We start from the raw sequence: 24,137 nt of genomic DNA, 5'->3' as shown, positions 1-24,137 counted from the left end.
TCTCCTAATGGAGCTAATCAAGGATAGCTACCAAGTGATAATTCTATTTACTAAAACAACTACAAAAATAGCTAAGAATAGCCATCCAGCTATATCTTCGATTACTACAACAAACTTCCATTTTCCTGAAGGATACCAATGAGCTGGTGGATGAGTGTGAAAGAAAATAAGAGTACTGAAATAGATAGCTTCTGAGATTGATATCGATTCGCTTGATCTCTCGTTTTTATTTGAAGAGCTAATTTTATTATTTACATCTCTTGGCATGAAAGGACAAATCGATTTTTGAAGACTCTTCTGGCTCCAGAATAGTAATCCAAAAAAAAGCACTAAGCTACAGCTCCAAGCGAGAGGATAACTGGGACGTACCCCATAACCGCAGGATAGACCACTTAAAATATCAACGTATTTAGTTAGATCTTTCCACGGCTTTATTGATTGGCTTTCTCTTCTGTATTGATAATAGCAATTATAAGCATCGTCGAATACACCTAAATCTTTAAAGTTTCTTATTAAACTTAAATATACAACTTCATCATAGGATAGATGATCTCTAATATCATTCCAATCAACTAAAATGTTACTGTAATCGTATCGGGTAATTCCTGAATCTGTTAATGACAATTCAGAATCACTATCAAGCGATATGCTATTTAGTTTCAATGTATAGAACTTAGATTCATTAAAAATTAAATTATCTGAGAAATGCGAACCGATAAAGTCAGCATCAACTATAAAAATAGCTCTCGAATAATCTGCTAATCCTACAAAATTTGATTCTTTGAAGTCAGCGTATTTTTGGAATTCAGTATCATCAAAATTAGAATCGCCGAGGAACTGCGATCTCAGAAAGGATGCATAACCACTAAATTTGCACATGCTAAAGTAAGCATCCATACTAAAATCGGCATAATTAAAATAAGAATCATTATTAAATTGGGAATTCTTAAAGAAGGCGAATCCATAGAAATAAACATAAGTAAAAGTAGCAGTTCTACTGAAGACAGATTCTTCGAAGTGAACATCGTTTAGGAAATGTGATCCATAAAAACTAATATTATTATTAAATTTAGTGCGTTTAAAGTTGATATCTCCTTCGAATATTGAATTAGTTATATATAATGGCGAATCTATAACATTGTCTTCTAAGTCAATATCTCCTTTAATCACGCAGTTGTCATAATTTACATGATTTTTATAGGAAATATTTTTTAAAATATCGCTGGCATAAATTATTTTAATATTATTCTCTAGATAATCAGGTGGATTAATAGCATCATTCACTTCTTGGATTGGAAAAATATCTTCAGAAGATTTAATTTCAATTGAATCTATGCCAATATACTCAAAACAACACTTTCCGGCATCTGAATCACAACCTGAATTATCAGTTCCAGCTCCAAATGCATAAGCTTGCAAGGTGATTCTTGATCCGGCTAAGGTCGATATATCGTAGCAAATCTGTCGTTTATCTCCAGATTTAAGAATAATATCCCCTAAAGAATGTTGATAACCGTTTTGATCTATTAATATTGCTCGAAAACCGCCATCATGATCTTCTTTTGCGATATTAAATATTATATTACGAGCATTTTCGGGCAACAATATTTTTTTTTCAATTCCACCACTTGCATCAATGCCAAGTCTGGGATGGTATCCTGCATCAATAACAATTACTCCTTGATACCCACCCCATTGATCATACCACTTAATCGCTTCTTCTAGGCTATAGTTCTCCCACTGAGGCGCAGAACCGATACGTTTCCAGTCATCAAAATTATTATCAAACCCCCAATATAACTGGGCCTGAGGAGTAGAAACAAGTAGAAGGGATATCAAACATACACGAATAATACAATTTATTAGCATCATATTCCCTTATAGATCAAATTTTGTCAAATCTAACATTTTTTCATCATTGATATATACACCTGTTCATTTCTTCCTGAATAAGCCATAAACCATCTAGAGTATCCATAGTACGTACAACTGCCTGATTTCTTTTCACAATAAAATTTATACCAGATACCCGGAGACAAATTATTCACAGAAATACTTCCTTGATCATTAGTTGTGCCTATATTTTTCCATTTACTGAGGATACCATTAGAATAAGTTCTACGCAAGATTTTAGCATTAGAATAGCTACAATAAATCGTTGCCGTTGATTGCGGAATTGTTGTATCAGTATATGTCTCGGATATCGCATGATTAGTAGACAACTCGCCGCATCCTATGGCGCCAGATACTTGGCAGAGACAAAAAAAAACAAGAGATAAAGCGAAGATTACCATATTCATGCTAATTCTTTCAACATATTCTTTTAACATATCTAGTCCCTTGTGTCCCCAATCATTTATAAACATAACGACATCATATACTCTTATGCAATCTGATATAATTGAGTTTAAATAGCCTAATATGATAGCGCTAATAGAATTAGCGGTTTAGGCTAAGGGCGAATAGAGCTGAAACAAGACGAGATTCCTCAATGCTAAGTCAAAGACTATGAATCTCACGACTCTGCGATCGCGAACCATCAACGCTATTGAGGAAAATTCGAATAGGATTTCATGCGCCTCTGGCCGAAGAATTAAGATTATTTATGTGATATATGAAAAGCCACGGAATAGATCGGAGCAGGATTCATGCTGGATTTGCTGAGAAAGAGGAGGAGCGTGAGGAAGTACAGGGACGAGGATATAGAGGCCGAGGTCGTGGAGCTTCTGAAGGAGGCGGCCCTCAGGTCGCCCACGTCGAGGAACTTCAGGCCCTGGAGGTTCGTCTTCGTCACAGATCGAGGAAAGCTTGCGGCCCTGTCGAGGGCGAAGGAGAGCGGGTCGTCCTTCCTCGCGGGGGCGAGGCTAGGGGTCGTCGTCTGCGCCGACGAGGGAGAGTCGGACGTCTGGATCGAGGACTGCTCCATAGCATCGATCATCCTGCAGCTGGCGGGTCAGAGCCTCGGCCTCGGATCCTGCTGGATCCAGATAAGGCTCCGGATGCACACCGATTCCGTGACCAGTGAGGAGTACGTCCGTTCAATTCTTCGTCTTCCCGAATATATCAGGGTTGAGTCGATGATCGCCTTCGGCTATCCCGACGAGGAGAAGGAGCCGGTTCCGGCGGAGGAGCTGGAGGCTGAGAAGATCCTATCGGCCTGAGGAGTACCGGCCGCCTTGACCTCAAGAGGAGGAGGGCGGACCGGCTCTGAAGAGGCTCAAACGGCGAAATCTGGGGAGTTGCCCCAGAGGCCTCCGGTTGGGCCTCCCTGGGTGGCCGATCTCCCACCCATCGAATCCAAGCCCATCGCTAATGTCAGATCAATTATCGTCAGGGTTTCGATCAGGGAATTTGCCGATGACCATCTCCATCCCTTCAGGATAATTTCAAAGCATTTAAGTATAATTACATACTACATTAAAGATGGAGGCGTCTTCGATGAAGAGAGCCCTTCTCATATTGGCCGCCCTGGCGGCCCTCGGCATATTCTGTGGAGGGGTCGCCGACGTGGCTTCCGGCGACGAGAACTACTACGACCACAGCGAAGAGCATAGCAGCGGGCCGGGCGAGCCCCCCGATGACGGCATGGCCAGAGAGGAGCCGAGGACGAGGTTCAAGGATCGTTGAAGGATGATGGCGACGGCGCTGGAGCCGCACCATACTTTTTTTCTAGACCCTTTCTCAACCCGGTGCCCCAGAAACCGATGGTCCAGCGGACCGAGGGACCGGAGCTCCGAGATTATCGTTCAGCCGCCGACCCTCAATCCGCCACCGAAACGGGGATACTCCCCCTCCGCCATCAGACCTCCATGAAGATCGGAAAGAAGCCGAAGCCCGAGTCCCCCGAGGAGATGGCCCTCGTCCATCACGCCCTCGAGAGCCCGATCCGGAGGAGGATGATCATCCTGATGGTGGAGGGGTGCCTCTCGGTCGAGGGGATCTCCGGGGCCGTCGGCCCTAAGATGCTCGGCTACCACCTCCATCGGCTGGAGCTGGCGGGACTGATCGAGGTCGCCGACGGGACCATCGCCCTGACGGAGGCGGGGGAGGCCTACGGCGCTTTGGTCAGGGCCCAGGCGGAGAGGGGCGGGGCGGGATGATGGCAAGAACCATCGTTCATCCTCGATCCTGAGAGGTTATGGGGTGGCGAGAGGGAAGATCCGCCCTTCCGAAGGGCCGCGGCCCATGATCAAGGAAGGATAAGGGGCGTTGGAAAAATGGCGGACGCCATCGGCCGCCGTTGGCGGGCCGATCTCAGATTTGAGCCGTCCGTTTCAAGGCTCAGGCCCTCGCCTTCAGCTTCATCTCGATCTCGAGCTCGCCCTCCTCCAGCTCAACCTCAAGCTCGATGGGAGGCGCGGCATTTACCGAGATGGAGACCTCGCCGTAGGCGATGCTGACCGCCCCTCCGGCCTCGATCTCCTCGGCGAGCGCCCTCAGAAAGGCCGCGGCCTCCGAGCTGGTCAAGGAGAACTTCTGCTTGAACTGATCAAAACCCTTCTCAGCGCTGAACTTCATCGAGCTCTTTCCCGGCTCACCTGATAGCTTAACCATGATTATCCTCCTATCCATATTCTCCTTCCTCCATTAAAGGCTTCTCGCCGCCCCCGACCGGGAGAGGCTCCTTCTCGGGGGTGGACGCATGAAGAATGGAGGATGGCGGCGGCGGGGCGCCCTCTGGACGGCCCACAGTCCCCAGATTGATGGGACTGCGGATTATGCCTCCCAGATCTGCTAGGTGTCAGCTTTTCGTATCGGCGTAATTGTTATAAACCTTGATCATAAAATGCTATACCGGAGAAGAGGAGGTTAGTGATATGAGAGGACCTGTGCTGGCTATATTTTGCCTCCTTCTGGCATCGGCCGCCGGAGGGATGCCGCCACCGGAGGCGCCAACGGGGAGGGATGCGGCGGAGCCGTTCCAAGAGGGATCAAGCCTGGTGCCGCCGGACTGGCTTTCATCCGACGTCGGCTTCATCACCACCTATGGCCGGTTCGGCTATCCTATCGCCGTCGGCCTTTATGATGACAGGTTATTTCACGATGAGTGGTATCCCGTAGCCCGATCCTTCCTGGATGGCAGCATCTACCGGAGCCGCTACGGATTCTACAGCTATCCCATCTTCGGGGGGCTCTACGATGATAGAGCCGGCCAGGACGAATGGTATCCCGTTGCCCGATCCTTCCTGGATGATGCCGCCCCGCCGATGTATTATTACGGCCCCGTCCAACCGGCTCACATAGATGGCAGCTGGTGGAAGGATCCGCGAGGCTATAGGCCCATATACAAACCTGAGCCTCGGTTCGTTCCCATCTTTTGGAGGTGATCCGCCATCGGATGCGTCGGCGGCACCTCGAAGGACGCCGCCCCTTTTTGAATCCGAAGGACCAGAGAGACCATCGCCGATGGTGGCCCGCCTCCTTCCGCCCTCGCTCCACCGGCGGCCCGGCGGATTTTAGATATCAAAAAATATATATCTTTATAGCGCCCCTTACTCTCTGAGGGAGCCGGCAATGAAGGAGAGCATTAGCATAGGCCAGAATGTCGATGACCAACCGGAGAGCGTCTCAGGGGGTTCTGAGGACGATTTTAAGGGAGGGCCTCCCCAGTTCCTCGATTCGCTTCTCCATCGACCGATCATGGTCAGGATGAAGGACGGTCGGCCCATCAAGGGCGTCCTTGAGGCATACAACAACTACGAGCTTTTGATAGACCTGGGCCAGAGTAAGAGGCTGATAATCTTCAAGGGGGCGATATCCTCGATCGAGGCCGAGGAGAGGCCGGAGAAGAGGGCTGGGAGGAGGTGAGATAAATGACCGAAGGATCGACGAGGTCGCTGGACGACGGGGACCTCGAGTTCGTCGAGATCCTCCAGAGCCTCGGCATCCAGCGGGCGATGGCGGTGGTGATCACATACATCTCCAAGGCTGGCGAGGCCACATCAAAGGAGATCGAGGAGGCGACGCGGCTACGCCAGTCCGAGGTGAGCGTCGCCGTTCATGGCCTCCGGGGGGAGGACTGGATTGATGAGCGGACGGCCCAGCCCCAGGGGAAAGGGCGCCCTCCGGCGGTCTACTCCCTCAGCACCCCCCTCGAGGGGATCATAAGGCGGCTTGAAGAGGAGAAGAGGAGGGAGCACGCCGAGGTGATGGAGAAGATCCGGAGGCTGAAGGCGCTGGCATGATCTTGATGCGGCGGAGAGGAGACAAAATCCCAGGAGGGGTCAGACCGGCGGCCGCCGATGGGTGGATGGAGGCAACCCCAGACCTCCGATCTCCTCGACCGCCTCCACCACCCTCGGCCATCCGGGGCAATAATAGACCTGGTCGGCGTAATCCTCGATATCGGTGCCGTTGATGCTCCAGGGATGGACGAAGAGGATCCCGCGGCGATGGGGGTGGCTCCTGACGAACTCCACGATGTTGAGGTCGAGGTCGTCGATCAATACGTCGGAGGGGATCTTATGCTTGGTTCCGGTCCCGGCGGTGAAGTAGCCCCTCAGGCACGGAAAGTGGGCTTTGAGCCAACGCCTGGTGGCCTCCTCCGCATCCGGGCGCCTGGCGGTCACTACGAAGACCTCATGGTCTTTCAGCCGTTCTACCCCACCCTGAGAGCCCTCTATCAGCGGCAGGTTCAAGGTGTACTCCGGGTCTGCCAATAGCCTCCCGACCTCCGACCACAACCTTCGCCCGCCGAAGGTCCAGTCTGCCCGGTCGACGTCGCCCTTATGGTACCTCTCGCCATACTCTCTCTCGATCACCTCCAGGACCGCACCCACCTGATCGGCCAGCACCCCATCGATGTCCACGGCAATCTTCAAATCCGTCCGCCTCCCGGGACCTATTTTATGGGCTTCTCACCCCTGGCCTGAGCCCTCTTTCGCCTCTCTTCCTGCTTCTTCTTCCTCTCCCTCTCCTTCTCTGTCATCTCCTTATCTCTCTTGAAGAGCTTGATCATCATCGACCCCTCGCTCTATCCCAGGATGGAGGAGAATATTCGATTTGATCATATTAATTTATTATCATCCCACCTCCCACCCGTCCAGAAGATGAGATCTCCGGGAGGGATACCGGGACCTATGAAGGTGGACCGACAAAGAATTTATTCTCAAGTCCGCCATGTACATCCATGAGAGGCATCTGGCCATTTATCGGCTTTCTGGTTTCGATCATCCTTGCCGCCGGATCTCCCGCCTCCGGCGCCCTCGCCGATGGTTCGGAAGAGGCGTCCTACGATGCCGATCTCCGGTTTGTATTCGACCGGGACTTCGCCCCCTTCACCTATGAGGAGGGGGGCTCCCTCCGGGGCTTCGAGCTGGACCTCCTCCGGCTCCTGGGGGAGGAGGTGGGGTTCCGGCTGATCCCCGAGCCGATGGTCTGGACCGAGGCGCAGCGCACCTTCCAGCGGGGGGTGGCGGAGGTGATCGGCGGTCTGGTCAAGACCGAGGAGAGGCTCGCCGAGTTCAACTTCACAGCCCGCCCCCACGGGACCTTCGACATCCTCACCTTCGTCCGGGATGACGGCGACGTCATATCGGCCGATATGCTAGCAGGGAGAAAGGTGGCGGTGCAGAACGGGAGCATCTCCTTCGACCTCCTGAAGGATCGAAACGGCATCGAGGTTCTGGCTTACGAATCCGAGGGGGAGGCCCTCCAGGCCCTCAAAGGGGGAGAGGCCGACGCCTTCGTCGGCGGAGGCTCCACCACCCGGTTCTGGATGAGGTTGCATGACGATTCCGGGATCAGGCCTCTCGCCACCCCCTGGGAGATGCACTCCCTCTACTTTGGGGTGAGAGATCCGGAGCTCCTCAGGTCCATCGATGCGGCGATGGTGGAGCTCCTGGAGGACGGGAGATATGATCAGCTCTACCGCAGCTGGTTTGTCCAGGAGCTGGACGACTCGGAGGTTTCGGCCCTGGCAGAAGCCTCCCGGAAGGCTAGCTTGTCCGCCTACGCCCCCTACTCCCGCTACCCCGTCGGCGCTGCGGTCCTCACCTCCTCGGGGAGGATCTACACCGGCTGCAACGTCGAGAACGCCCTCTACGGCCTCACCACCAGCGCCCTGAAGGTGGCGATCTATAAGGCGATCTCCGAGGGGGACTCCGAGATCCGGGCGGTGATAAACCGTCTCCCCGACGGGAGGGCCGCGGCCCCGACGGGGGAGGAGCGGCAGATCCTCTTCGAGTTCGGCCGGGGGATCCTGGTCGTCCTGGGAGAGGAGGGGAACTACTCGACGAAGATGGTCTCGGAGATCTTCCCCTACCCCTTCGAGATGAGGGATTGAGGCGGAGGCGAGCCCCCTCTGAAGTATGCAGGCCCCCGTCCCTACGGAGTTTGAGGGGGTGAGATGGCATGGGCCGCCCCACCTCAACCCTAACCCTCCGGGAGGTCCCTTCGGTGGAGGAGCTTGAGGCTGGAGGCGAAGGACCGGCAGGTGAGGGGGTTTGCCATCGCCTCGGGGAGGCCGATCTCCCGGAGGGTCCGGCGGCATAGCTCCCCCCTCTCCAGCGACGGGGCAGACCCCGCCGCCCTGATGACGGCGGCGTGGATCCTCTGGAGATGAAGGAGCCCCCTCGTCGATGATCCGGCGGGCGTCCGCCCCGGTCCGGGGATCGTCCCAGGCCGATAGAAGGAGCCGGACTCCCTCGATCCCCCTCAACCTCCGGACCGATTGGACGGAGCTCAAGACATCGTCGTATATCGGCATCCCTCCCGGCAGGGGGATGGCGTCGGCGGAGAAGAGGACCCCCCCTTCGGCCATCCAGAGGGAGATGGAGCCGGGGGAGTGGCCGGGGGTGTGGATCACCTCCAGATCCCGCCCGCCGCCGAGGTCGATCCGGTCCCCGTCGAGGAGCTCCTCGTCGGCCCCGACGGAGCCGGCCACCAGGTCCTCGAAGCCGGGGACGGGGCGGTCGGCGAGCTGCTGGCAAACGTCCTCGATCCATCCCTTATCGGCCGGGTGGCACGCCACAGAGCAGCCCGACGCCTCCTTTACGGCCCGGGCCGCCCCCATGTGGTCGGGGTGGGCGTGGGTCAGGATGAGCCGCGAGATCTCCTCGGGGCTCCGGCCCGCACACCTCAGGTTTATGAGATAAAAAATTATAGAATTTACCTACGCCGCTTCCGCCCCTTTTTGAGGCGGGAGACGAATTTGCCGAGGCCTATGAGGGCCAGGGCCTTGAAGAGCTTCTTGGCCAACCCCATCGGAGATCACCGCCCTCACATCAGGCTTCCACGGCGAAAAATGTTTCGGTTTGGCCCCCCGGCCGGGGGGCCTTGCCGTGGACCTATCGCCCTCTAGGGCCTCACGGGCCGGACCCGCCCCACACCCCCATCATCCCCCGGAAGGCCCCCAGGTCCCCGGGGACGAGGTTGAGGCGGTGGGACACCTGCTGGCTGAAGGAGAGGCCGCCCGAAGGGGCCGGGCTTCCGCCCTGGGCCGGAGCCCCGAGCCTGCGGCCGTCCTCGCCTCCGACGAAGGCCATGCTGGCGCCTCCGGCGGGGTCGATCGAAAGGGCCACCCCATACCGGGCGTCCTCCTGGAAGGTCATCCTGGGCCCCCGGATGGCGTAATCCTCAGGGCAGATATCGCTCATCATCTTCGGCCCCCCCACACCGTCGAGGCCGCCGCTGCAGCCGCAGGCCGCTGCCCCGGGGGCGAGGGCCATCATCGCCAGGACCAACAGTACTATCGATCTCAATTCATCTCAACTCCCTTTACGTCAAAGATCCGGCTCATCCAGATCTTGTATTCTATCTCGTCAGCACAAGCTAAATATCCATCGGATCTCGGCGACCAAGGAAGCCCCATCTTGAAGTTCATCTAAAGATCGTCCAGAAGATCTCATAGATCCCTCGACCGATCACTCAAACCTCTTCTGAAGGATCTTCGCCGCCGGATAGATGAAGATCAAAAGAAAGCCGGCGAGGACGAGGGAGGCGGTCTGCGGGCTTGATGATCCGGAAAAGAAGGCGGTTCGGAGCCCTTCGACGGTGTAGGTGAGGGGGAGGACCCGGCTCAAGAGCTGAAGCCCCTCGGGCATCGCTGATATCGGATAGACGACGCCGCAGAGGAAGACCATCAGGAACCTGGGGAGGTTCAAGAAGGTCTGGGCCTCGAAGACCTCCTTGAAGCCGACGCTGAAGAGGGCCCCCATCGACGAATAGACCAAAAGGGAGATCAAAACCACCGGGATCAGGGCCGCAAGATCGGGCCGGAGGCGGAGGCCGACGACGGTGCTCAACGTCACCACCGAGGTCATCAACAGCCCGAAGAGAAAGCCGCCCAGGACCTTCCCCAGGAGGACGGCGTCGGTCCTCACCGGGGCCAGGAGGAGGCGCTCCAGGGATCCGATCCTCAGCTCGAAGTTTATCACCACCGCCTCCGCCGCCGTCGTGCTGAAGAGGATCGTCATGGCGATCAGCCCCGGGACGAGGTCTTCGAAGTCCCCGGGGCTCCTAAGAAAGAAGGCGAGGGTCCAGGCCAGGGGGAAGACGATCCCCCAGCTTATCGCCGGGGGCTTGAGGTAGTAGGTCCTCATGTCCTTTGCCGCTATCAGCCATATGCACCGGAGGTCGTCTTGGATCATACCCCCTTCCCCCCCTTCTCCTTTGCCATCACCGTCGGGCTGAGGCCGGTTATCCTGACGAAAGCGTCCTCGAGGCTCGGAGTCAAGCTGTTTATCGCCCGGAGCCCCAGGTTGTGGCCTCGCGAGAACTCGAAGACCTCCTCCAGGACCCGGGAGGGGTCTCCTCCGGTGATCCTGACCCGGGACCCCTCCAGGAGGACCACCCCAGAGCCGGGGAGCCGCTCCGAGAGGCGGGGCCAAAGGTCAAAGGCGGATCTGCCGAAGGTGACCTCGATGACGGGCTCCTCGTCGGCGGACCTCTTCAGACCCTCAGGCGTATCGATCCCGACGACCTTCCCCCGGACCAGGATGGCGATCCGATCGCAGAGATGGTCCGCCTCCTCCAGATAGTGGGTGGTGAGGACTATCGTCAGCCCCCTATCGTGGAGATCCGAGATCAGGCTTCGGAGGGAGCGGGCCGCCACCACGTCCAGCCCCACCGTCGGCTCGTCGAGGAATAGGAGGTGGGGATCGTGGATGAGAGCTGCGGCGATGGTGAGGGCCCGCTTCATCCCCCGGGAGAAGGTTCCGAACCTGTCGTCGCCCCGGCCGCTGAGGCCGAAGGCCCTGAGGAGCTCCTCCGCCCTATCTTCCCGGTCCGCCTTGGGGACCCCATAGAGACCAGCCATGAAGAGGAGGTTCTCTCTTGCGGTCAGCTCTTCGTAAAGGTTTGAGCTGTCGGGGACGACCCCGATCCGCCTTTTAGCCTCGACGATCCCCGAGGAGAGGTCGTATCCGAGGACTTTGGCCGTCCCCGCCGTCGGCCGGGAGAGGCCGACGAGCATCCTGATGGTGGTGGTCTTCCCCGAGCCGTTGGGGCCGAGGAGGCCGAAGACCTCCCCCTCCTCTACATCGAAGCTGATGCCATCGACGGCGACCAGATCGCCGAACCGCTTGGTCAGCCCCCGGACTTCAATCGATCTCAAACCTCACCCCCAAAACCCAACGGTCCCTCTGCCAACGCCCTCCCCAAAAAGGCGGGGGTCTCCAGCCTCAATCCCCGGTCAGCTCTCTCAGCTTCGCCTCAACCCTTTCCAGCTCCCTCCTGAGGGAACCCCTGTACTCCTCCAGGGTCGATATCATCTCCTCCCGGCTGACGGGGGGGTGGCCTCCACAGCAACAGCCTCCGCCCTCTCCGGAACGGCCGAGACCGTGGTGGCCGGCCTGGTCGTGGCCGTGGCCCTGGCATCCGCAACCCTCATCTCTGCCGGCACCCCTCCCCAGGGGGGGTGCGCGATAACCTGCATCATCTCCGCAGCGCATATCATTTCACCTCGCAATCTTCCAGAAGATCTATGACAATTCTCCGGGTCTTCAGCCTCCAGACCTTCTCCGGAGTTCCGGCTTTTGACTCTCTATAAGAGGCCACCTCGACGATCCCTGCCCCCTTGAGGGCGGAGAGGTGATAGTAAAGCCCGGCTAGGGATATCTCCTCCCCCAGCCCCAGCTCTTCAAAGATCTCCCTCGTGCTCCTCTCCTCCGCGCCGATGCACTGGATGATCCTCCACCTCGTGGGGCAGTGGAGAGCGCGGATGCACCTCTGAACCTCTCTCAGGGCCTGGCTTTGTCCGTGGCACATAATGATCGCCTTGAATATTCTAGCGATTGGCTTGAGAACTTAAGCGTACGATATTAAAGCTTTCGGCCAGTGCCGCAGAAAAGGGGGCCGCATCCCTCAGGCCCGGCGGGCCCGAGGGCCCCGATCTTGAGAGAGGAGGGTGGGAGGAGAGGGAACTCGGTCCCAAGGGCGGCCGCTTCCCCCTTCGGCCTCCCTATCGATCCTTCGGGCCGCCGACGGGAGGCTCAGCCGGAGACCGCCGTCGGATAGGGCGCGATCAGGATGGCGGGCCCCTCCCCCGTCTCCCTCGACCTGAAGCTTACCCTGTAGTCGACATCCGCCACCGCCATCACGGCGAAGGATAACCTCTCGCCTTCCGCCGCCTTGAGGAGCTCTTTTACGTCGAAGACGACGATCCGGTCCTGGCCGAAGCTCATCCCGATCCGGCCGAGGTCGATCTCGGAGCTATCCTCCAGGATGGAGATCATCGAGAGGAGGTTCAACGCCAGGGCTGGGAAGCTCGAGCCTTCGGTCCACTCGGAGGTTATGGGAACGAGGATCAATCCCGAATTCTCGTCGCCCGCCTTATCGATCGCCTCCGCCTTCAGAACGAGGACGGCGACGTCGTCCTCCTCCACCACCAGGTCGGATATGTTGAACTGGATCATGGCCATCGCTGGAAACTCTTCCGCCTCGTAACCGCGGCCCTTCAGGTATTCGCAGACCAGATGGTCGTCGTTGTAGACCATCTCCTCCATCAAGTCCACGTAAACGTCCTCGGCTGCCAGATAGACCGCCCCTGGGCAGCCATACGCCGCTGGGTGGCCGGGGATCTCGCCTGCCGGCGTTTCGGGCGAGAGCACCTCGGAGGCGGTCTTGTTTCCATCATCAACGGCGATCAGACCCTCTTCGCCGGTATCTTCGGCCCCCTCCCCAAAGATCGCAGCACCTCCGGAGGGGGCGGTCTCGTTGAAAGACGATGTTTCGTTAAAAGATCCACCTTCTTCAACCTCTCCATCAAGATCATCCAGGACAGGCCTCACCCCAGGATCGCCATCCTGCGCCGAAGTCGATTGGACGGCAAGGGATAACGAGAGGGCGATCAGGATGCAGAAGATTCCTCTATCGAACATACAAAATTCATCTCCCAGGATTGTAAATTTGAGCTTCGCATGAATATATTCTTTTCCATAGATACGTATGAAAGAACGACGCCGATCCCCCGTGGCCCGGGGCGACGGATCTTTCTGAGGGCCGCGACAAAAATCGGCCTCCCTCTCCGCACCGATCCTTAGGGCTCAGCCGAGGGTGGGGGAGGTGAATTTAAGTATAAGCAGATAAATAACAATCAAATATGTTTGCTATAAGTCAATATAAATTGATTAAATCCCCGGCTGCGCCCCTTGGACCGCCCTTCCAAGATGTAAAGATCCAATCCCCGTCGATTCTGAGGACCTGACGGAGAGCCTCCGCCCCCTCCGGAAGGCGATGGGAAGGTCCCGGCGACGAGGTATTTCGGTTAAAAGGTCATTATTTTAAGATATAATGTTAACTTTTTCCTGATTTTAAGGATAAATCAGACTTAGAAAAGCATATATAGCAATAAATGTCATGTACGCGCTGTTTAATATTAAGATATCGGAGGACGGGATGAAAATGAGCGGTGTAGGGACGATTATGAGGATCTGGCCGTTGCTTCTGGTGTTGCTCGCGATCTCAGGCCCCGCGTGGGCGGCCAATAACCCGGACGGATATTACGTAAAGAACGAGCAAGTCTTCGAACAGGATGTCGAGGGACAAGGTTACGTCATGGTCTACCAGAGGGTGAACACCGAGTCTCTCCAGCTCAAGAACTACCTTCACGGGAGCGGCACCATGGATGGTGCAACCCTGATTTACTCCAACCAATCCAGCGTAAGCGGAGATTATAATGATCGGAACACGTGGGTATATGAATCGTGGAAAACCGAGAAAAAAGGTAACAAAACAATATGCAGTTCCACTTGCGATCCATACAAAGGCTGTGAGAAACCCCATGCGGAGAACATCACATTTCTCGAGCAGAATGAGATGACCTATGCCCCCGTGGCTATGGCCTACGGCACGGGATACTACGCTGAAAATCCGATAGTTTTCAACTCAAAGCTGAAGGAGAGGACGGAGGCCAAGAACTACGATGGCTCGTGCTCAGACGAGGGCGTCTCCATGGTCCATCAGATTGAGTATGCTTCGGCGTTCAAAAAGGACATCGGGGTTACCCTCAAGAACATCGACAAATGGCCTCCCACGGGTTATTACAGCTTAAAGCCCACGAAAGGCTCCAGCCTCACCAAAATGAAGATCGAGGAGGAGGTCACGGAAGGGACGGTGCACATCGGCCAGCTTGTGACGAGGGCGTTGCCCTATGACACAAAGACTAATAAACCGACGACCAGATCATTGTACGGTCTGAAAAACCCCCTCGTCGAGATCGATGAGAACTACATCGGCACCTTCAAGATCACCAAGAACATGGAGATCTGCACCAGCTGCACCGGATCAAAGCCGAGGGACGACTGGCTCTCCTGCTGCATAGGCGGCTACGGCTCCATGCAGGACTCCGACAAGCTCTGGGGCGAGGAGGAGATCTTCGACTGCACCTGCCGCGAGAAGGCCTGGGGCCAGGCCTGGAACGACACCTCCAAGGCCCAATACTGTGAAGACTGCAAATGAGAAGATCACGATGGTATTTGAGAGGCGCTTGCCGCCTTAGGGCCAAGCGCCGCTCCCTCCAACTTTTTTAATCGATTTATCAGTTTCAGCCGATCGGGAGAAAGCCTATCTCCTCCACCAGCGACTGCCCCTCCTCCCCCAGAAGGAAGTCGATGAAGGCCTCTTCACCAGCGTCGGGCTCGTTCCAGGTCATGACGTAGAGGGGGCGAGATAGGGGATAGTCATCGGCCCTGATGCTTTCGGCCGAGGGGGCGACCCCCTCGTAGGCGATCGGCCTCAGGGGACCGTCCTGGACGTAGTTGAACCCCAGGTAGCCGATCGCCTTATCGCTCTTGGTTATGGCGGTCTTCATCTCACCGTTGTTCTGGGCGTAGGTGTCGGCGCCGAGGGTCTCGGTCTGGAGGTCCCCCATCACCATCTCGTTGAAGAGGTCGCCGGTCCCCGAGCCGACCATCCTCGCCACGACGTAGATGTCGGCATCGGGACCCCCCAGATCCCGCCAGCTGGTCAGGTTCCCGTCGTATATCGCCCGGAGCTGCTGGCGGCTGATGCTGGTGACGCCGGCCTCGTATATCGGCTCGCTGACGGCGATGCAGATGGCGTCGTAGCCTATCAGGTAGACGGAGAAGTTGTCGCCGTAGAGCTCGACCTCGTCCTCCCTCACCATCCTGGAGGACATCCCGATGTCGGAGAAGCCGCTCGCGACGTTCTTTATCCCCACCCCCGATCCCCCGACGCCGCTGACGGTCACCATGACCCGATCCTGGATCAGGTTGAACCTCTCGGCGGAGACCTCCACCAGGGGCATCACCGTCGTGGAACCGGTGACGGTGACCGTCTCGGTGGCCCCGGCCAGGGCCAGGAGGCAGATCACGGAAGATATCAGGATCAAAGATGCCGATCTGGTCATCGGATAAACTCCCCAAAATAGAATTGCTCGTAGTATATCATACTTGTCGTCATTGCCGCCTCAGAGCCTCCCCCGGACCGGGGGCGAGGGGAAAGCAGCCCGGATGAAGTTGCCGCCAACGGGAGGGGCGATGTTGGACGGAAGACCAGCGGGCCCCATCCCCGAGATCACCCTACCCGGCCGTAGAGGGTCGTCCTCTGGACCGGGATCCGCCCATGCCTCTCGATCAGGTCGGAGAGCTCCCCGGGGGTTATCCCCTCCGCCTCGGTGGCCCCGGCGGTCCGGGAGATGTTCTCCTCCATGAGGGTTCCGCCAAGGTCGTTTGTCCCCCAGAGGAGGGTCCTGGCGGCGAGGTCCCTCCCCAGCTTCACCCAGCTCGCCTGGATGTTGGGGATGAGGGGGTGGAGGGCGACCCGGGCGAGGGCGTGCATCTTCAGGTTCTCTAGGATCTCCATCCTCCGGGCCCGGGCACCCAGGGGGTTGTTCTTCGGCATGAAGGGGAGGAGGACGAACTCGGTGAAGCCGCCCGTCTCCGCCTGGATCTCCCGGAGGAGGAGGAGGTGAGCTATCCGGTCCTCCAGCCTCTCGACGTGGCCGTAGAGGATGGTGGAGGTGGTGGGAACCCCCAGCCGGTGGGCCGTGGTGACGATCTCCCGCCACTGGGCGGTGGAGAGCTTGGAGGGGCAGATCTCCCCCCTAACCCGGTCCACCAGGATCTCGGCGGCGGTTCCCGGCATCGATCCGAGCCCTGCCCGCTGTAGCTCCCGGATCGACTCCGCCGGGGTAGTCCCGGAGCTCTCCGACATGTAAAGGACCTCCATGGGGGAGTAGGCGTGCAGGTGCATCAGCGGATAATCCTCCTTAATCGCCTCCAGGATCCGGCAGTAGTCCTCCAGGACGAGCCCCGGGGCCAGCCCCCCCTGGAGGCAGATCTCGGTGGCAGAAGACCTCTCCGCCGCCTCCACCCTCTCCAGGATCGCCTCCTCGGTGAGGAGGTAGCCGTCGGCCCTCCTGAAGGCGCAGAAGCTGCAGCTTCCGACGCACCGGTTGGTGAAGTTTATGTTCCTGTTGACGACGTAGGAGACCTCGTCGCCGCAGATCTCCTCCCGGAGGAGGTTTGCGAGCCGAAAGAGCCTCAATGGCTCGCGGTATAGAGATAGGAGGGCGGCGGGGTCGATCCCGCCTCCCCGAGAGGGACCAGTGCCCTCCGAACCTGCCTTCCGGACCAGGGATGAGATCAGAGGTCGCTCCCCCCCGACCGATCCTCCTCCGGCTCCGCCCTCCCGATCCTCCGCTCCTTTGGGAGGAGGGAGATCAGCTCCCCATCCAGGTACTGGCCGCACCCCAGGACGTCCTCCCCATGAGATACCACCACGTACCCCTCCTCGACGGGTGCCGGGATCCTCTGCCGCTCCCCCGCCGCGAACCTGAGGGCCTCCTCCGTCCCGAGGTCGACGACGTTTTTGGTGGCATGACGGCCGAAGAGCTGGAGGGCGGTGGTGGTGGGCTTGGGGACCCGCCCCCGGACCGAGATGAAACGGAGCCCCACCGTCTCCCAGGCTAGGTCGGGGATCTCGGGGAGGCTGAAGGCCCATACGTTCCTCCCCCGGAGGAAGAAGCTCACCCCCTCGAAGGCTTCGGGAGGGATCCCGAACCTCGATCCCATAATCTCCGCCACGGTTGCCCGATCCATCGGCTGGAGGGGCGACCTATTCTTTAATGAGCTTTGCGACAAAGAACCCTCCCGCGTCGTTCTGGTGGGGGTAGTACCTGGTGCAGAGCTCCATCTCGTCTCCAAACCGGGATCCGGCCCACTCCGCGAGGCCGGGGCTCCCCGCCAGCCCCCGGACGGAGGCCTCCTGGAGGCGGACCCCGGAGACCTGCCCCAGGGCCCAGGAGACGACCCCCTCGTTCTCCTCGGGGGCGAAGGTGCAGGTGGAGTAGACGACCGTCCCCCCGGACCTTGTCACCTGTAACGCCCTCCTGAGGAGGGCCCGCTGGAGCCGCTGAATCCCCAGGGACCGCTTCAGGCTCCACCGGCCCAGGACGGTAATGTCCTTCCTCGCCATCCCCTGGCCGGTGCAGGGGGCGTCGACGAGGACCCGGTCGAACCCCCGGTCGGGAAAGCGGCGGCCATCGTATCTGGTCACCGCCACGTTCACCGCCCCCGCCCTCTCGCAGTTCGACCTGAGGGAGGCGACCCGGGTGTTGGCGGGGTCGTTCGCCACCAAAAGCCCCCGGTTCTCCATCATCATGGCGATCTGGGTCGTCTTGCTCCCGGGAGCAGCGCAGAGGTCCAGAACCCTCTCCCCCGGCTCGGGGCTGAGGACGACGGGCGATGCCATCGATATCTCCTCCTGGATGTGGATCTGGCCCATCAGGCTCTCGAGGAGGTTTCCGGGCTTCTCCACCTCCAGCCGCAGGCCGAAGGGATACCAGGAGAAGGGGGTGAAGGCCACCTTCCCCCTCCGCAGACGGGATGTCAGCCGATCCCGATCAGCCTTGAGGGTGTTGATCCTCGCAGTGACAGGAAGCGGCCTTCTTATCGCTTCGACGAAGAGGTCGAAGTCGGGGATCACCTCCCTGTACCTCTCCAGACCTTTCATGCCGCCGCAGTTCGCGTTTATAGGATATATTCCCCGCCGTCTGGAAGGGTTGGACCCCGTCCTCGGCCCCTCCCAGTCGGAGGATCGGGCCTCGCTCCCCCGGAGGCACCCCCTCATCCCCGTCCCAGAGATCCGTCCCAGGCATCTCCTGCCATGGTCCGGCCCCCTCCTCGGGAGCACAAGGATTTAATAGTGGTAGTGATCTGTGGACAATGCGGCAAACTGTTCTACGGTTTTTCGCTAAGGACGGTGAAGTGTTTGTACGGCAACGATAGAGGTTCTTTCCGAGGCGAGAGCTTCGCACCCTCAGCCCCCGTTGAGGCCGGAAAGGAGTATGAAGTTGAGATCGAGGACGTCGCCAAGAAGGGCGATGGGATCGCGAGGATCGAGGGGTTCGTAATATTCGTCCCGGACACCAAGGTCGGGGACCACGTCACGGTCGTCATCGACAGGGTCATGCAGAGATTCGCCATCGCCCACAAGGCCTGAGCGTTTTGATCATTATCCATTTCCAGAAGGAAGGTGAAGTAGTTGTTCAGAAGTGATAGAGGGTCTTTCCGGGACGACAGCTTTGAGTCCACAGCTCCTGTCGAGGTCGGAAAGGAGTACGACGTCGAGATCGAGGACATCGCGAAACAGGGCGACGGGATCGCCAGAGTCGAGGGGTTCGTAATATTCGTCCCCGAGACGAAGGTGGGAGACCACGTCACCATCGCCGTGGACCGGGTGATGCGAAAGTTCGCCATCGGCCACAAGGTCTGAGCAAGAGAGGACGTCAAAAAGATATCTCAGCCCGAGAAGGGCTGATCAAACCATTATTTTTCCGCTTTCTCCCGGGAGTCAGGCCTTCTTTCTCAGGACGTCTTCCAGGTCTCCCAGGAATAGGTCGACGTTCTCGGCGGTCGAGTGGGGCATCATGATCAGCCTCAGGGCCTTCGGGGACCTGGTCGTCGAGACCCTCCACCGGCGGCCGAGGAGGGCGGCCCTCACCCCCTCGGGATCCTCCATCCTCAGGGTGACGACGTTCATCACCGGCTCGATGACGGGCTCGATCCCGATCTCTTTCGCGCCAGAGGCCATCCTCCGCGATAGCGCCATGCAACCGTTGACGACCTCCTTGAACCCCTCCATCCCGAGGTGGCTCATCACCGCCCAGATGGCGGCCGCGGCCGCGCCGCTCCTCGTCCCCGTCAGGGCCTTGGGCCTCGCCACCGTCAAATAGGGGGCGTAGGCGGCAAGCCGCTCCAGGTCCTCAGGGTGGCGGAAGAGGAGGCCTCCTCCGGGGATCGTCGCCATCCCCATCTTGTGGGGGTCAATGGTGATGGAGGTGACCCCCTCGACGGAGAAGTCCCACCTCCAGTCTCCTCCGAGGAAGGGGAGGACGAAGCCTCCGAAGGCGGCGTCGACGTGGAGGGGTATCCCCCAGTCCAGGGCGAGCCTCCCGAGGCGGTCGATGGGGTCGACCTGGCCGAACTCCGTCGTCCCGGCGATCCCCACCAGGGATACCGTCTTCTCGTCGATCAGCTCCTCGACGGACCCGACCTCCACCTTCAGGTCGCCGTCGAGGTCCGCCTTCCTGATCTCGAGGGATAGAAGGTCTCCGATCTTGTCGAAGGAGAAGTGGGCGGACCTAGGGACGACGATGTTTCCATCCCGGAAGTCGGCGGAGTTTCGCGCCGCCCGGATCGCCTGGATGTTCGACTCCGTCCCCCCCGTCGAGAGGTAGCCGCAGGCCTCGGGATGGCCGAGGAGCTCCGCCATCATCCTCACCGCCTCCGCCTCCAGCTCGGCAGACCCGGGAAAGAGCCCCGGGTCCCCGAGGTTCGTCTCCTGGAAGAGCTGGTGCGCCTTCAGAGCTATCGGGTGGGGGGGGGTGCACATGGAGGAGAAGATCCGATCGTAGCTCAGATCCTTCGCCCTCATCTTCAGGAGGCCCCTCATGACCTCCTCTTCGGATAGGCCTCGATCTCTCAAGGGGGATACCTCTTCCGCCGTCTCTTCCTCGGGATCACTCCTCTCTTGCAGCCCTCAGCATGATTATCTGCTCCGCCCGGGCCACCGTCTCCCGGACGGTGGCGACGGCGTCGATGTTGGCGGAGATGCTGGTGATCCCGATCTCGACGAGCCGCTTCGCCATCTCGGGGTAGGACCCGGCCTGGCCGCAGATGGAAGTGGTGACCCCGGCCCGGTTGCACCGCTCGACGACGTACTCGATCAGGGTTAGGACCGCCGGGTGGAGCTCGGTATAGAGGTATGCCACGTTCTGGTTGTTCCTGTCGACGGCGAGGGTGTACTGGGTGAGGTCGTTGGTCCCGAAGGAGACGAAGTCGATCCCGTCCTCGATGAAGTCGTCGATGGTGAGGGCGGCCCCGGGGGTCTCGACCATAATGCCGACGTCGATCTTCTCCAGGTCGAGCCCCTCCTCCACCATCAGGGCCTTAGCCCTCTGAAACTCGCTGACGTGCTGGACGAGAGGGAGCATGATACCGACGTTGGAGAGGCCCATCTCGTGGAGCTTCTTGAAGGCCCTCATCTCCAGCCGGAAGTGGTCGGTCTCCGTCAGATCCCTTCGGATGCCTCGCCAGCCGAGCATGGGGTTGTGCTCGTGGGGCTCGTTCTCCCCCCCCTCCATCCCCCGGAACTCGTCGGTGGGGGCGTCGAGGGTCCTGACCCAGACGGGCTTGGGGTAGAAGGCCTCCGCGACGGTCCTGACGCCGCCCACCAGCTCGTCGAGGTACTCATCCTCTTTGCCGGCGTTGATGTAGTACCGGGGGGTCTTGCCGAGCCCCAGGATCATATGCTCGATCCGGAGGAGGCCGACGCCGTCGGCGAGGGTCGCTGCCGCCTGCTCTGCCGCCTCGGCCATGCTGACGTTCACCTTGATCTCGGTCGCAGTTATCGGCTTGTAGACGAAGGATACGGGAGACGCGGCCGCCTCCGCAGCCTTCGGCGTCTTGAGCCGCCCCTCGTAGACCTTCCCCTTCCCTCCGTCGACGGTGATGATCATCCCCTCGGTGAGGATCTTAGTCCCCTCCTTCGTCCCGACGACGGCCGGGAACCCCAGCTCTCGGCTGACGATGGCGGCGTGGCAGGTCATCCCTCCCTCGTCGGTGACTATGGCCCCCGCCCTCTTCATCGCCGGGACCATATCCGGCTCCGTCATCACCGTGACCAGGATGTCCCCCTCTTTGATCTTCCCCAGGTCCCCGGAACCCGATACGATCTTCACTTCGCCAGTCGCCACCCCCGGAGAGGCGCCGAGGCCGGTGAGGATCACCTTTCCGCTTCCCATAGCCTTCTCCGCCCCGCCTCCATCGCCCTTCGATATGGTAGTGATCGGCCTCGACTGGAGGATGTACATCTTCCCCCCCTCGAAGGCCCACTCTATGTCCTGGGGGATGCCGTAGTGCTCCTCCAGGGCTTCGCCCTGGGCTGCGAGCTGGAGGATCTCCTCGTCGGAGAGGACGACCTTCTCCCTCTTATCGGCGGGAACCTTCTTGGTGACGGTCTTGCCGGTCTTCTTGTCCCGGACGATCATGATCTCCTTCTTCGCGACAAACCTGCTCACGATCTTCTTGTCCGCCCTGTCGACGACGTAGTTGTCCGGCGAGACGCTCCCGCTGACGACCGCCTCCCCGAGCCCCCAGGCAGCCTCGATGATCACATGGGGTTCGCCAGTGCTGGGGTGGGAGCTGAACATCACCCCGGACTTCTCGGAGTTTATCATCTTCTGGACGGTGACGGAGATGTTCACCTTCTCGTGCTCAAAGCCCTGCTCGACCCGGTAGAAGATCGCCCTCGCCCCGTAGAGAGAGGCCCAGCACTTCCGGACCGCCTCGAAGACCTGGTCCTCCCCCAGGATGTTCAGGAAGGTCTCCTGCTGCCCCGCGAAGCTCGCGTCGGGGAGGTCCTCGGCGGTGGCGCTGGACCTGACGGCGACGAGGACCTCCTTTCCCTCCCTCTTGGACATCTCTAGATACCGGTCCCTGATCGCCTTCTCGATCTCTTTTGGGACCTTCGCCTCCAGGACGAGCCGCTTCGCCCTCTCCGCGGCGCCGCTGAGGGCTTCAGGGTCGTGGACGTCCACCTTCAGAGCCTCGAATATATCCTCCGCGATTCCCGATCGGGTGATGAACTCTCGATAAGCCTGAGCGGTGACCGCAAAGCCCCCGGGCACGGGAGCGCCCACGTTTATCATCTCGCCAAGGCTTGCGCCCTTCCCGCCGACGACGGCGACGTCTTCTTTTCCAACTTCTTCCAGCCAAACTACAGCAGCCATGGGATCTCCACCTTCTATCTAGGAAGCGAAATTTCGATCTATAATGTTCGATCTTGTTGCGGGGAGATGGCGGCGGGACCGTATATATCTGTTTTCACGGGGAGGGGCGGAAGAAGAAGAAGGATAGGACCGCCGATCCCCGGATGGAGGGACTTCATCCCGACGGAAGGCTAAAGATGGGTTGGACGGAAATAGCTGGAAACATGTTCAAAGAGCTTGCCAGCGCCTCCGAGTCCCTGAAGGATCTCCTTGAGAGGTGCAGACCGGTGACGAGGTCCGAGCCGGTCCATCTCGCCAGCGCCCGGGGCAGGGTCCTCTCTGGTGACCTAGCCTCTCCGGTGAACCTTCCCGCCTTCAACAGGGCCGCCATGGACGGCTACGCCGTTCGGGCGGCGGATACCAGGGGCGCGACCCCCCTCGCCCCAGTATACCTCGAGGTCGGCGACGAGGCCGGAGAGGGGAGGTGCGTCCCCGTCCGGACGGGGATGGCGGCGCCTCCAGGGGCGGACGCCGTCTTGATGATAGAGGACGCCCTCCTCCGGGGACGGGAGGTGGAGGCGACGGCGGAGGTCCACCCCTACCGCAACCTAGCCCGGGTAGGCGAGGATGTAGCCCTCTGGGAGACGGTTTTAAAAGAAGGCCATCGGCTCAGGCCCCCCGACATAGCCCTCCTCGCCTCCCTCGGCCTCTCGACGGTCCAGGTCTTCGCGAGGCCGAAGGTCGCGATCATCCCCACGGGGGGGGAACTCGTCCCCCTCTTCTCCGACCAGAAGCTCTTGCCCGGCCAAGCCCGGGAGGCGAATGGGCTGATCTGCGAGATGTACGCTGAGATCTGGGGCGGGTCGCCCCAGAAGACGTCCATCGTCGAGGACGACCCTCGCCTCATCCGAGAGGCTATCGCCCGAAGCCTCGACGCCGACCTGATCCTCATCTCCGGCGGCACCTCCATCGGGGAGGAGGACTACGCCCCCCCGATCATCGAGGAGATGGGGGAGCTCCTCGTCCACGGCGTCCGGATCACCCCCGCAAAGCCCACCGCCCTCGGAGTCATCGATGGAAAGCCGGTTATCTGCCTTCCAGGCTACCCCGTCGCCGCCCTCGCCGCCCTCTACATCTTCGCCCGTCCCCTCATCACCATGATGGCCCACAGGACCGACCTTCCGCGAACCTTCCCCGCCAAGCTCGCCGGAAAGATCGTCTCGCGCCCCGGCTACCTCACCTTCGCGAGGGTGAGCCTCAAGGAGGGCGTCGCGACGCCGATCATGACCACCGGAGCCGGGATCCTCAGCTCTGTGGCTCGGGCCGAGGGGTACGTCCTGGTGCCGGAGGAGCTGGAGGGGCGGGAGAAGGGGGAGATGGTGGAGGTGAATTTGATCGAGTGATGGGGGCGGATACGGTGGAGCCGATCTTTGCTGCTGCCGGAGAAAACGACTGGCGGACAGAA

General features: G+C 59.1%; 28 protein-coding genes and 1 pseudogene. 12 read left to right on the top strand and 17 right to left on the bottom strand.

Annotation, left to right across the window (positions count from 1 at the left end):
- Positions 1–27: 27 nt before the first annotated feature.
- Positions 28–1,872 (bottom strand): pentapeptide repeat-containing protein, encoded by a 1,845-nt coding sequence (locus MHAR_RS12820; protein ID WP_014586340.1) that lies wholly within the window; start codon positions 1,870–1,872, stop codon positions 28–30.
- A gap of 776 nt (positions 1,873–2,648) precedes the next feature.
- Between MHAR_RS12820 and MHAR_RS04035 the strand changes: the two genes are divergently transcribed.
- From MHAR_RS04035 to MHAR_RS04025, 3 genes are all read left to right on the top strand, one after another.
- Positions 2,649–3,161 carry a nitroreductase family protein gene (locus MHAR_RS04035; RefSeq protein WP_014586339.1) on the top strand — a complete coding sequence of 171 codons (513 nt, stop codon included), beginning with the start codon at positions 2,649–2,651 and terminating at the stop codon, positions 3,159–3,161.
- A gap of 277 nt (positions 3,162–3,438) precedes the next feature.
- Positions 3,439–3,627 (top strand): hypothetical protein, encoded by a 189-nt coding sequence (locus tag MHAR_RS04030; RefSeq protein WP_014586338.1) that lies wholly within the window; start codon positions 3,439–3,441, stop codon positions 3,625–3,627.
- Between the two features lie 62 nt (positions 3,628–3,689).
- Positions 3,690–4,100, top strand: a complete 411-nt coding sequence (locus MHAR_RS04025; protein WP_143763275.1) for a winged helix-turn-helix domain-containing protein — start codon at positions 3,690–3,692, stop codon at positions 4,098–4,100.
- A gap of 181 nt (positions 4,101–4,281) precedes the next feature.
- On the opposite strand, the gene MHAR_RS04020 is transcribed toward MHAR_RS04025, so the two are convergent.
- Positions 4,282–4,554 (bottom strand): amphi-Trp domain-containing protein, encoded by a 273-nt coding sequence (locus tag MHAR_RS04020; RefSeq protein WP_143763274.1) that lies wholly within the window; start codon positions 4,552–4,554, stop codon positions 4,282–4,284.
- A 263-nt stretch (positions 4,555–4,817) separates the two neighbouring features.
- Here MHAR_RS04020 and MHAR_RS04015 point away from each other — a divergent pair, with 263 nt between their 5' ends.
- The 3 genes from MHAR_RS04015 (at position 4,818) to MHAR_RS04005 (ending at position 6,185) form a co-directional block, all read left to right on the top strand.
- Entirely contained in the window at positions 4,818–5,327 is a 510-nt protein-coding gene (locus tag MHAR_RS04015) for a hypothetical protein (RefSeq protein WP_048144337.1), read from the top strand.
- Positions 5,328–5,514: 187 nt separating this feature from the next.
- On the top strand, positions 5,515–5,808 hold the full coding sequence (locus MHAR_RS04010) for an RNA chaperone Hfq (protein ID WP_014586334.1): 294 nt from the start codon (positions 5,515–5,517) through the stop codon (positions 5,806–5,808).
- A gap of 5 nt (positions 5,809–5,813) precedes the next feature.
- Positions 5,814–6,185 carry a hypothetical protein gene (locus tag MHAR_RS04005; protein WP_014586333.1) on the top strand — a complete coding sequence of 124 codons (372 nt, stop codon included), beginning with the start codon at positions 5,814–5,816 and terminating at the stop codon, positions 6,183–6,185.
- Positions 6,186–6,224: 39 nt separating this feature from the next.
- On the opposite strand, the gene MHAR_RS04000 is transcribed toward MHAR_RS04005, so the two are convergent.
- Positions 6,225–6,821 (bottom strand): 5' nucleotidase, NT5C type, encoded by a 597-nt coding sequence (locus tag MHAR_RS04000; protein ID WP_143763273.1) that lies wholly within the window; start codon positions 6,819–6,821, stop codon positions 6,225–6,227.
- A gap of 308 nt (positions 6,822–7,129) precedes the next feature.
- On the opposite strand from MHAR_RS04000, the gene MHAR_RS12400 reads away from it, so the two are divergent.
- Complete coding sequence (locus MHAR_RS12400; protein ID WP_014586331.1) at positions 7,130–8,284, top strand: cytidine deaminase; 1,155 nt, start codon at positions 7,130–7,132, stop codon at positions 8,282–8,284.
- Positions 8,285–8,407: 123 nt separating this feature from the next.
- Positions 8,408–8,563, top strand: coding sequence for a hypothetical protein (locus MHAR_RS13630; RefSeq protein ID WP_187287850.1), 156 nt, complete (start codon positions 8,408–8,410; stop codon positions 8,561–8,563).
- 147 nt (positions 8,564–8,710) lie between these two features.
- On the opposite strand, the pseudogene MHAR_RS14185 reads toward MHAR_RS13630, so the two are convergent.
- From MHAR_RS14185 to MHAR_RS03960, 8 genes and pseudogenes are all read right to left on the bottom strand, one after another.
- Positions 8,711–9,013, bottom strand: a pseudogene (locus tag MHAR_RS14185) (MBL fold metallo-hydrolase); the annotation flags it as partial.
- Between the two features lie 292 nt (positions 9,014–9,305).
- The gene (locus MHAR_RS03985; protein WP_143763272.1) at positions 9,306–9,701 is read right to left on the bottom strand and encodes a hypothetical protein; all 396 of its coding nucleotides are present in this window, start codon (positions 9,699–9,701) and stop codon (positions 9,306–9,308) included.
- The gene (locus tag MHAR_RS14045) at positions 9,698–9,823 is read right to left on the bottom strand and encodes a hypothetical protein (RefSeq protein ID WP_266335542.1); all 126 of its coding nucleotides are present in this window, start codon (positions 9,821–9,823) and stop codon (positions 9,698–9,700) included. The genes MHAR_RS03985 and MHAR_RS14045 overlap by 4 nt, the downstream gene beginning before the upstream one ends.
- 40 nt (positions 9,824–9,863) lie before the next feature.
- Complete coding sequence (locus tag MHAR_RS03980) at positions 9,864–10,589, bottom strand: ABC transporter permease (RefSeq protein WP_014586328.1); 726 nt, start codon at positions 10,587–10,589, stop codon at positions 9,864–9,866.
- Positions 10,586–11,554, bottom strand: coding sequence for an ABC transporter ATP-binding protein (locus MHAR_RS03975; protein ID WP_014586327.1), 969 nt, complete (start codon positions 11,552–11,554; stop codon positions 10,586–10,588). The genes MHAR_RS03980 and MHAR_RS03975 overlap by 4 nt, the downstream gene beginning before the upstream one ends.
- A gap of 67 nt (positions 11,555–11,621) precedes the next feature.
- Entirely contained in the window at positions 11,622–11,891 is a 270-nt protein-coding gene (locus MHAR_RS03970; protein ID WP_014586326.1) for a hypothetical protein, read from the bottom strand.
- Between the two features lies 1 nt (position 11,892).
- Positions 11,893–12,207, bottom strand: coding sequence for an ArsR/SmtB family transcription factor (locus MHAR_RS03965; protein ID WP_014586325.1), 315 nt, complete (start codon positions 12,205–12,207; stop codon positions 11,893–11,895).
- A gap of 224 nt (positions 12,208–12,431) precedes the next feature.
- The gene (locus MHAR_RS03960; RefSeq protein WP_014586324.1) at positions 12,432–13,319 is read right to left on the bottom strand and encodes a hypothetical protein; all 888 of its coding nucleotides are present in this window, start codon (positions 13,317–13,319) and stop codon (positions 12,432–12,434) included.
- Between the two features lie 478 nt (positions 13,320–13,797).
- Here MHAR_RS03960 and MHAR_RS03955 point away from each other — a divergent pair, with 478 nt between their 5' ends.
- On the top strand, positions 13,798–14,898 hold the full coding sequence (locus tag MHAR_RS03955; RefSeq protein WP_014586323.1) for a hypothetical protein: 1,101 nt from the start codon (positions 13,798–13,800) through the stop codon (positions 14,896–14,898).
- An 85-nt stretch (positions 14,899–14,983) separates the two neighbouring features.
- Here the strand turns inward: MHAR_RS03955 and MHAR_RS03950 are convergent, their stop codons facing one another.
- The 4 genes from MHAR_RS03950 to MHAR_RS03935 form a co-directional block, all read right to left on the bottom strand.
- Complete coding sequence (locus tag MHAR_RS03950; RefSeq protein WP_014586322.1) at positions 14,984–15,808, bottom strand: substrate-binding domain-containing protein; 825 nt, start codon at positions 15,806–15,808, stop codon at positions 14,984–14,986.
- Between the two features lie 167 nt (positions 15,809–15,975).
- On the bottom strand, positions 15,976–16,986 hold the full coding sequence (cofH, locus tag MHAR_RS03945; RefSeq protein WP_048144819.1) for a 5-amino-6-(D-ribitylamino)uracil--L-tyrosine 4-hydroxyphenyl transferase CofH: 1,011 nt from the start codon (positions 16,984–16,986) through the stop codon (positions 15,976–15,978).
- Positions 16,987–17,045: 59 nt separating this feature from the next.
- Entirely contained in the window at positions 17,046–17,501 is a 456-nt protein-coding gene (locus MHAR_RS03940; RefSeq protein WP_143763271.1) for a methyltransferase RsmF C-terminal domain-like protein, read from the bottom strand.
- A gap of 16 nt (positions 17,502–17,517) precedes the next feature.
- Positions 17,518–18,414 carry an NOL1/NOP2/sun family putative RNA methylase gene (locus MHAR_RS03935; RefSeq protein WP_048144817.1) on the bottom strand — a complete coding sequence of 299 codons (897 nt, stop codon included), beginning with the start codon at positions 18,412–18,414 and terminating at the stop codon, positions 17,518–17,520.
- 258 nt (positions 18,415–18,672) lie between these two features.
- Between MHAR_RS03935 and MHAR_RS03930 the strand changes: the two genes are divergently transcribed.
- Both MHAR_RS03930 and MHAR_RS03925 read left to right on the top strand, forming a co-directional pair.
- Positions 18,673–18,903, top strand: a complete 231-nt coding sequence (locus tag MHAR_RS03930) for a TRAM domain-containing protein (protein WP_014586318.1) — start codon at positions 18,673–18,675, stop codon at positions 18,901–18,903.
- 42 nt (positions 18,904–18,945) lie between these two features.
- A complete protein-coding gene (locus MHAR_RS03925; protein WP_014586317.1) occupies positions 18,946–19,176 on the top strand; it encodes a TRAM domain-containing protein in 231 nt (76 codons plus the stop codon).
- A gap of 78 nt (positions 19,177–19,254) precedes the next feature.
- On the opposite strand, the gene mfnA is transcribed toward MHAR_RS03925, so the two are convergent.
- On the bottom strand, positions 19,255–20,388 hold the full coding sequence (mfnA, locus tag MHAR_RS03920) for a tyrosine decarboxylase MfnA (protein ID WP_014586316.1): 1,134 nt from the start codon (positions 20,386–20,388) through the stop codon (positions 19,255–19,257).
- 34 nt (positions 20,389–20,422) lie between these two features.
- A complete protein-coding gene (ppsA, locus tag MHAR_RS03915; RefSeq protein WP_014586315.1) occupies positions 20,423–22,693 on the bottom strand; it encodes a phosphoenolpyruvate synthase in 2,271 nt (756 codons plus the stop codon).
- A gap of 53 nt (positions 22,694–22,746) precedes the next feature.
- Between ppsA and MHAR_RS03910 the strand changes: the two genes are divergently transcribed.
- Complete coding sequence (locus MHAR_RS03910; protein ID WP_228369602.1) at positions 22,747–24,075, top strand: molybdopterin molybdotransferase MoeA; 1,329 nt, start codon at positions 22,747–22,749, stop codon at positions 24,073–24,075.
- Positions 24,076–24,137: the final 62 nt, after the last annotated feature.

The organism is Methanothrix harundinacea 6Ac, assembly GCF_000235565.1.
GTDB lineage: Archaea > Halobacteriota > Methanosarcinia > Methanotrichales > Methanotrichaceae > Methanocrinis > Methanocrinis harundinaceus.
The sequence above is the reverse complement of the archived record's forward strand: the minus strand, read 5'-3'. Positions and strand labels throughout refer to the sequence as shown.

Excerpts from the sequence above, each read along its gene's own strand:
- MHAR_RS12820 (WP_014586340.1), bottom strand. The coding sequence starts at position 1,872 with ATGATGCTAATAAATTGTATTATTCGTGTATGTTTGATATCCCTTCTA.
- MHAR_RS04035 (WP_014586339.1), top strand. The coding sequence starts at position 2,649 with ATGCTGGATTTGCTGAGAAAGAGGAGGAGCGTGAGGAAGTACAGGGAC.
- MHAR_RS04030 (WP_014586338.1), top strand. The coding sequence starts at position 3,439 with ATGAAGAGAGCCCTTCTCATATTGGCCGCCCTGGCGGCCCTCGGCATA.
- MHAR_RS04020 (WP_143763274.1), bottom strand. The coding sequence starts at position 4,554 with ATGGTTAAGCTATCAGGTGAGCCGGGAAAGAGCTCGATGAAGTTCAGC.
- MHAR_RS04015 (WP_048144337.1), top strand. The coding sequence starts at position 4,818 with ATGAGAGGACCTGTGCTGGCTATATTTTGCCTCCTTCTGGCATCGGCC.
- MHAR_RS04010 (WP_014586334.1), top strand. The coding sequence starts at position 5,515 with ATGAAGGAGAGCATTAGCATAGGCCAGAATGTCGATGACCAACCGGAG.
- MHAR_RS04005 (WP_014586333.1), top strand. The coding sequence starts at position 5,814 with ATGACCGAAGGATCGACGAGGTCGCTGGACGACGGGGACCTCGAGTTC.
- MHAR_RS12400 (WP_014586331.1), top strand. The coding sequence starts at position 7,130 with ATGAGAGGCATCTGGCCATTTATCGGCTTTCTGGTTTCGATCATCCTT.
- MHAR_RS14045 (WP_266335542.1), bottom strand. The coding sequence starts at position 9,823 with ATGAACTTCAAGATGGGGCTTCCTTGGTCGCCGAGATCCGATGGATAT.
- MHAR_RS03980 (WP_014586328.1), bottom strand. The coding sequence starts at position 10,589 with ATGATCCAAGACGACCTCCGGTGCATATGGCTGATAGCGGCAAAGGAC.
- MHAR_RS03970 (WP_014586326.1), bottom strand. The coding sequence starts at position 11,891 with ATGCGCTGCGGAGATGATGCAGGTTATCGCGCACCCCCCCTGGGGAGG.
- MHAR_RS03965 (WP_014586325.1), bottom strand. The coding sequence starts at position 12,207 with ATGTGCCACGGACAAAGCCAGGCCCTGAGAGAGGTTCAGAGGTGCATC.
- MHAR_RS03960 (WP_014586324.1), bottom strand. The coding sequence starts at position 13,319 with ATGTTCGATAGAGGAATCTTCTGCATCCTGATCGCCCTCTCGTTATCC.
- MHAR_RS03955 (WP_014586323.1), top strand. The coding sequence starts at position 13,798 with ATGTACGCGCTGTTTAATATTAAGATATCGGAGGACGGGATGAAAATG.
- MHAR_RS03950 (WP_014586322.1), bottom strand. The coding sequence starts at position 15,808 with ATGACCAGATCGGCATCTTTGATCCTGATATCTTCCGTGATCTGCCTC.
- MHAR_RS03940 (WP_143763271.1), bottom strand. The coding sequence starts at position 17,501 with ATGGATCGGGCAACCGTGGCGGAGATTATGGGATCGAGGTTCGGGATC.
- MHAR_RS03935 (WP_048144817.1), bottom strand. The coding sequence starts at position 18,414 with ATGAAAGGTCTGGAGAGGTACAGGGAGGTGATCCCCGACTTCGACCTC.
- ppsA (WP_014586315.1), bottom strand. The coding sequence starts at position 22,693 with ATGGCTGCTGTAGTTTGGCTGGAAGAAGTTGGAAAAGAAGACGTCGCC.